4 protein-coding genes and 1 pseudogene are annotated in these 4,515 nt (G+C 75.2%); 1 reads left to right on the forward strand and 4 read right to left on the reverse strand.

What is annotated here, in order from left to right; translation table 11 throughout:
* The 4 genes from ACFXA3_RS36330 to ACFXA3_RS36345 form a co-directional block, all read right to left on the reverse strand.
* On the reverse strand, nucleotides 1–748 hold a 748-nt coding region (locus ACFXA3_RS36330), incomplete at its 3' end, for a hypothetical protein (RefSeq protein ID WP_385194365.1).
* The gene (locus ACFXA3_RS36335; protein WP_385194368.1) at nucleotides 732–1,658 is read right to left on the reverse strand and encodes a sigma-70 family RNA polymerase sigma factor; all 927 of its coding nucleotides are present in this window, start codon (nucleotides 1,656–1,658) and stop codon (nucleotides 732–734) included. The genes ACFXA3_RS36335 and ACFXA3_RS36330, both read right to left, overlap by 17 nt.
* A gap of 228 nt (nucleotides 1,659–1,886) precedes the next feature.
* On the reverse strand, nucleotides 1,887–3,350 hold the full coding sequence (locus ACFXA3_RS36340) for an ATP-binding protein (RefSeq protein WP_385194370.1): 1,464 nt from the start codon (nucleotides 3,348–3,350) through the stop codon (nucleotides 1,887–1,889).
* Complete coding sequence (locus ACFXA3_RS36345) at nucleotides 3,343–4,020, reverse strand: response regulator transcription factor (protein ID WP_385194372.1); 678 nt, start codon at nucleotides 4,018–4,020, stop codon at nucleotides 3,343–3,345. The genes ACFXA3_RS36340 and ACFXA3_RS36345 overlap by 8 nt, the downstream gene beginning before the upstream one ends.
* A gap of 133 nt (nucleotides 4,021–4,153) precedes the next feature.
* Here ACFXA3_RS36345 and ACFXA3_RS36350 point away from each other — a divergent pair.
* Nucleotides 4,154–4,515, forward strand: a pseudogene (locus ACFXA3_RS36350) (hypothetical protein); the annotation flags it as partial.

Raw genomic sequence — 4,515 nt, forward strand, 5'->3', positions numbered from 1 at the left:
CGGTGCGCCGGCCCGGCCTCGGGGGCCGGGCGGCCGGGGCCGTCAGCGCGCGGATCCGCTCGGTTAAGTCAGGGTCGGGCAACGGCAGTTCGAGGTCGTCGTCGACGTAGCTGACGGCGGCCGAGACGTACTCCATGACGGCTCTGACGGTGCCGGAACCGCGCCGGGCCGCGGTTCCGCCGGGCCGCAGCGCCCGCAGGACGCGCAGGGTGGTGGGCAGGCTCGCGTCGGCGGCGAGGTCCCGCGCGGCGCCCTCGAACACCACCGTCGCCACCTCCGGCTCGTCCGGGGCGCCGGCTGCGTGCCCGGGGGCGGGCGGCGCGCTCTGGCGCCGCCACCAGAGGGCCTCGTGGTCCTCCCCCAGCGCGAGGTGGTGCAGGTACAGGCAGTACGAGGCGATCGAGTCGCCTGCCCCGGCGGCGTACTGCCACCAGAAGCGGGCGGAGTCCTCGGCGCCGGTGAGCAGCAGGATGCAGCCCAGCACGCGGGCGCCGGAGGGCTGGGGCAGCTGGTGCGTGAGGAAGTCGCCCAGGGCGGCGACGGCGCTGCCCGTGACGGCCGTCTCGCACAGGGCCTGGAGGTCGCGGGCGGCCCCCCGCATGTCCTTGCGCGGTCCGCCCGCCGCCCGCTCGGGCGCCCGGGCGCCCGGCGGCCGGGGTGCGCCGCCGGTGTCCGCGATGTCGGCGGGTGCGTGCGAAGCGGTGTGCAGGCGGGCGCGGGCCAGCAGTTGCTCAACGGTCGAGGTCACCGGAGACCTCCTCCTCGGTGGTGCTGTCCGGATACAGGGCGGCGTGCAGGTTGCGTACGGCGTGCCGTGCCGTGGACCGTACGGACGCCAGCGGGACGCCCAGTTCGTTCGCCGCCCGGGCCTCCGGCAGTCCGCACAGGTACAGCAGGACGATGACGTCCTGCTGCATGGGCGCGAGGCCCCCGACGGCGCGGAACAGGGCCATGGACTCTTCGACCTGTCCCACCGGGTCGGGGGCGAAGTCGAGGGCGACCGTGTCGAAGGCCGCGTCGACGAGCGAGGGGCGGCCGTTCTCCTTCGGGGCGCGTTCGAGCACCGTCTGACGCAGCATCGGCCAGGCGAACCGCTCGGGGTTGTCGCTGGCGAGCGCGTCGTGCCACAGCATCAGCAAGAGCGTGAAGACGTCTTCGACCGCCTTGTCGACGAGGCCTTTGCGGCGCAGGAACACCGACGCGTAGCTGGTGTAGTGCGGACGGTGCATCTGCTGGAACGCCCGGAAGTCCAGCGGGGCCGAGGCGTTCGCGGTGCGGTGGCGGGCGCCGCCCTCGTGGAGGCAGTCCTTGATCCACGAAGTGCGCTTGCCGGCGTCCCCGGCCGCGATCACCCAGCGCAGCCGCATCGTGTCGTACGGCAGGCCGGGCCGCTCCAGCGCGAGGAGCACCGTACGGACGAACACCCAGCGGGGGTAGCGTCCGACGGCCCGCAGCAGCTCGGAGATGTGACCCTTGGGGCGGCCGGTACGCGCCTGGAGCTCGTCCAGGGTGACTCCCCTGCCGTGGATGGCAGCGCGCAGCGGCTCCAGCCAGGCGCGGTGCGCCGGTCCCGTGCCTTCGCTGATGGGACCCAGCGGCCGGCCGGGCCTGCCGCGCCGGCCCTGGGGGAGGTCCTGCGGCGCCGAGTGGAGGTTCATCCCCGAGGCCCCCCGTCCCGGCCGGGCACCTGCACGATCGCTAAGAGCGCCACCGCGGTGACGATCATCCGGTTGTTCTTCATCGCGCCGTCCTCTGGCTGCTGCTGCGCCTGGTTGGTGTCTGTCCGGGATACGGCTCATGGCGTTGCCACGCCCCCCTTCAGGAGCCGGAGCAAGCATGGAGTGAACAGAGTTGGACAGGCGCGAAAAAAGCAGAACGGGGAACAATCAGAAGCGCGTGTCCGCCCCGCTCGGGGCGGTGTCCAGGGGCAGCCGGGCCACGAGCCGGGCGCCGGCCGGGGCGTCCTCGACCGTGAGGGAACCGCCCAGCCGGGTGGCGATGTCGCGGGCTATGGCCAGGCCCAGCCCGGTGCCGCCCTCGTCGCGGCTGCGGGCGTCGTCGAGGCGGGTGAACCGCTCGAAGACCCGCTCGCGGTCCGCCTCCGGGATGCCCGGCCCGTCGTCGCGGACCTCCAGTACGGCGGTGCTCCGGGCCTCGTCGACGCGCAGGACGAGCCGTACCCGTCGCTCCGCGTGGCGCTGGGCGTTGTCCAGCAGGTTCGTCACGAGCCGCGACAGCCACAGCGTGCTGCCGCGCACGACGGCCTCGGGAGCGATCTCCGTGTCCACGGGGATCCGGTCCCGCCGGCGCGACCCGGCGGCCTCGCGGGCGACGTCCGCCAGGTCCACCGGGGCGGCCGGGGGCGGCTCCCCGGTGTCCAGGCGAGCCAGCAGGAGCAGGTCGGCGGCGAGGTCCTGGAGCCGTACGGTGTCCTCCAGGGCCCCGCTGACCAGCTCGCCCCACAGCGCCGGATCGGGATGCGCCTGGGCGACCTCCAGCTGGGTGCGCAGCACCGTGATCGGGCTGCGCAGCTCGTGCGAGGCGTCGGCGATGAACCGGCGCTGGCGGATCCCGGCGGCTTCGAGCCGGTCCAGGGTGGTGTTCATGGTGACGGCGAGCCGGGCGATCTCGTCCTGGCTGCGCGGCACCGGCACGCGGCGGTGCAGGTCGCGGTCGCCGATGGCGGCGACCTCGGCGCGGATCGCCTCGACGGGCCGCAGTGCCCAGCCGGTCACCCGCCAGGTGACCAGGGCCACGGTGAGCACGAGCAGCGGTACGACGACGGCGAGCACACCGGTGATGACGTCGTCGGCGGTGTCGGCCTCCCGCAGGGAGGTCCCCGCGTAGACGGTGACCAGTCCGTCCGCGGTGACGGTGGTGACCTGCACGACGCGGTGGCGGCGGTCGCCGCGCGCCGGGCCCTCCTTCCAGGTCCCGCGGACCGTGCCGGGTTTGCCCGGGCGGGCCGGGGACAGCGCCGGGCGGCCGGCGAGGTTGGGGCTCGCCGCGAGGACGCGGCCCTGCGCGTCGACGACCTGGACGAAGTCCGTGCCGCGACCGGGGGTCAGTACGGGGTCGAACCGGCCGGCGGCCACCAGCCCGGCGGTGGACAGCGCCTGCCGTTCGGCGTCGGCCTGGGCGTTGCCCATGAGGTTGCCGTCGAGGATCCCGAGCAGGGCGAAGGAGGCGGCGCCGAGGGCCAGGGCGACCACCGTCGAGGCACCGAGCGTGGCCCGGGCTCGGACGGACCGGGGGCGCAGGCGCCGCGCGAGGCCCCGGATCCGGCCGCCGGGGCGCAGGCCGATGCGGCCGGGGAGTCCGGCGGCGGGCCCGGTGCGCGGTTCAGCCACCGTCGGCCGCCAGCCGGTAGCCGGCGCCGCGGACGGTCTCCACCGCGGCCCGGCCGAACGGTGCGTCGATCTTCCGGCGCAGCGCGCTGACGTGGACCTCGACGACGTTGAGGTCGCCGTCGTAGGCCGCGTCCCAGACGTTCTCCAGGATCTCCCGTTTCGGGACGACCTCCCCGGCCCGCCGGGCCAGGTGGACGAGGACCGCGAACTCGCGCGAGGTCAGCCGGGCCTCGGTGCCGGCGCGCGTGCACCGCTGCGCTCCCGGGTCGATCACCAGGTCCCCGAACTGCATGATCTGCGGGCTGCGCCGGCCGGTGCGCCGGATGAGGGCGCGCAGCCGGGCGACCAGGACCACGTAGGAGAAGGGCTTGGAGAGGAAGTCGTCCGCGCCGGTGTCGAGGGCCTCCGCCTCGTCGTACTCGCCGTCCTTCGCGGTGAGCATCAGGATCCCCGACTCGCAGCCGCTCGCGCGCAGCCGGGCGCAGACCCGGTAGCCGTTGAGGCCGGGCAGCATGATGTCGAGCACGATGGCGTCGTAGTCGTGCTCGGCGGCCAGCCACAGACCCTGCGGGCCGTCGTGGGCGACGTCCACGGAGAAGCCCTCGGCCTGCAGGCCCCGCTGGAGGGCAGCGGCGAGCCGTCGTTCGTCCTCGACCACCAGTACGCGCATGGGGACAAGGTTCTCAGGTCGCTCCGCCGGTTTGCTGAAGAGGTCTTCAGCCGGCTTCAGCACAGCTTCAGCATCGGGCGCGCAAGATCTGCCGAGCCGGGCGGAGTGCCCGGAGAACGCGAGGAGCATGCCGATGACTCAGTCCAGTCCCCAGCCCGCCGAGCCGCCCGCGGACCCGGGCGCGGCCAAGGCCGGCACGACCGGTGCGGTGACGGGCCGCCGCGGCCGGCTGGTCCGGCTGGCCCGTGGACGGCGCACCCGCTGGGTGGCCCTCGGCGCGGTCGTCGTGATCGGCGGCGGGGCGGCGGCGGTCGCGGTGGCCGAGCACGGCCACCGGGAGCACGGGCGGGGCGCTTTCGCCGCCGAGGTGCGCGAGCACGGCCACGGGGAGATGCAGGGCGGCGGCCTGATGGGCCCGAAGCCGCGCAAGGGCGGCAAGCCCGGCGCCGACGACGGCGCCCCCGGGCCCGGGGGCGGCCTGCGCGGGCGGGGCCC

It is taken from the genome of Streptomyces sp. NPDC059456 (assembly GCF_042750055.1).
Lineage (GTDB): Bacteria > Actinomycetota > Actinomycetes > Streptomycetales > Streptomycetaceae > Streptomyces.

Excerpts from the sequence above, each read along its gene's own strand:
- ACFXA3_RS36335 (WP_385194368.1), bottom strand. The coding sequence starts at position 1,658 with ATGAACCTCCACTCGGCGCCGCAGGACCTCCCCCAGGGCCGGCGCGGC.
- ACFXA3_RS36345 (WP_385194372.1), bottom strand. The coding sequence starts at position 4,020 with ATGCGCGTACTGGTGGTCGAGGACGAACGACGGCTCGCCGCTGCCCTC.